The sequence below is a fragment of the Roseomonas sp. TAS13 genome (assembly GCF_001950415.1).
In the GTDB taxonomy this organism is placed as follows: Bacteria; Pseudomonadota; Alphaproteobacteria; order Acetobacterales; family Acetobacteraceae; genus Roseomonas; species Roseomonas mucosa.
Genome location: NZ_BDLP01000640.1, coordinates 1 through 1,423 on the forward strand (window position 1 = coordinate 1; position 1,423 = coordinate 1,423).

At 71.9% G+C, this 1,423-nt stretch carries 2 protein-coding genes; both read right to left on the reverse strand.

Going from position 1 to position 1,423, the window contains the following annotated elements; translation table 11 throughout:
• Positions 1-592 (reverse strand): AAA family ATPase (locus ROTAS13_RS24445; RefSeq protein ID WP_171979239.1); only part of this gene is annotated, 592 nt, incomplete at its 3' end.
• 38 nt (positions 593-630) lie between these two features.
• The gene (locus tag ROTAS13_RS24450; protein ID WP_019461928.1) at positions 631-1,305 is read right to left on the reverse strand and encodes a thioredoxin domain-containing protein; all 675 of its coding nucleotides are present in this window, start codon (positions 1,303-1,305) and stop codon (positions 631-633) included.
• Between the last annotated feature and the right edge of the window lie 118 nt (positions 1,306-1,423).

Consider the following 1,423-nt stretch of genomic DNA (forward strand, 5'->3'; position numbering starts at 1 on the left):
CCTCGGGCCTGGCGCCGATCAGCGCCGCGACCTTGCCCTGGCTGACCATGCCGGAGGCGCGCGAGCCGGTGCCGAGATCGGCGAACATCGTCGCCACGTCGCGCCCGCGCACCTCGCGCCCGTTGATGCGGTAGCCGGTGCCCTCGCCGCGCTCGATGCGGCGGATGATCTCCAGCTCCGTCACCTCGGCATTCGGCGGCGGGGCGAGGCCGGCGGCATCCTCCAGCCAGAGCGCGACCTCGGCATGGGAGCGGGCGGCGCGGGTGCTGGTGCCGGCGAAGACCACGTCGTCCATCCCGGCGCCGCGCATGGCGCGGGCGTTGGATTCGCCCATGGCCCAGCGCAGCGCCTCCACGACATTGGACTTGCCGCAGCCGTTCGGGCCGACGATGCCGGTCAGGCCGGGCAGGACCTCGACCGTCTGCGCCTCGGCGAAGGATTTGAAGCCGGCGATGCGCAGGCGGGTGAGCGTGGCGGAACGCAGGGCACGCTCCGTCGCCTCGCTGTCCCGGGAAGAGGCGCGGGTGGTGCCGCCCTCCTCCCCGTCGCCCCCTTCATCGCCGGGCAGGGCGCGCGGCGAAATGGAGTCCATCCAGGAAACGATCCTTGATCTCTGGGACCTGTGGTCCGTCAGCCGGGCGTGGCCTGCTTCACCAGCTCGGCGAAGCGCTCGAAGGGAATCTCGCCCGGCACGGACTTGCCGTTGAAGACGAAGGTCGGCGTGCTGTTCACGTTGAACTCCTTCTCGCCCTGCTGCCGCATCTCCATGATGGCGCGCTGCAGGTTGCGGTCGTTCACGGCGGCGTCGAAATCGGCGCGCGACATGCCGGCCAGCGCCGCGATCTTGGCCACTTCGCCCAGGTTGTCGATGCCGCGCGCGAAGGCCCAGCGGTCCTGGTTGGCGAAGAGGGCGCTGACGAAGCCCTCGTAGCGGTCCACCGGCAGGGCGCGGGCGGCACAGGCGGCGGCGAGCGCCAGCTGGTCCAGCGGGAAGTCGCGCCACACCATGCGGGCCTTGCCAGGTTCGACCAGGTCGGCCTTCACCTTCGGCCAGACCTCGTTGTGGAAGCGGGCGCAATGCGGGCAGGTGAGGGAGAAATACTCGATCACCGTCACCGGGGCATCCGCCTTGCCCGCGCCGCGCTCGGCCATGCGCGGGTCCGGCGTCGCCGGGGCGGTGTTGGCGGGGGCGCCAGCGGGGGCCGGCGTCTGGGCATGGGCCGGGCGGAGCGCCAGCAGGACCGGCGTCCCCAGGGGGATACCGATAGCCGTGGCCGCGAGCATGCCGCGTCGGGAAATCGTCATGATGGATCGCTCCGCTTGCCGTCAGCGCTTCCGATAGACGCCCTGGGCCATTCTTTCCAGCGCCGCCCGGAGATCCGGATCCTGCACCCCCGCCAGGCGCTCGGCCAGCTCCCCCGGC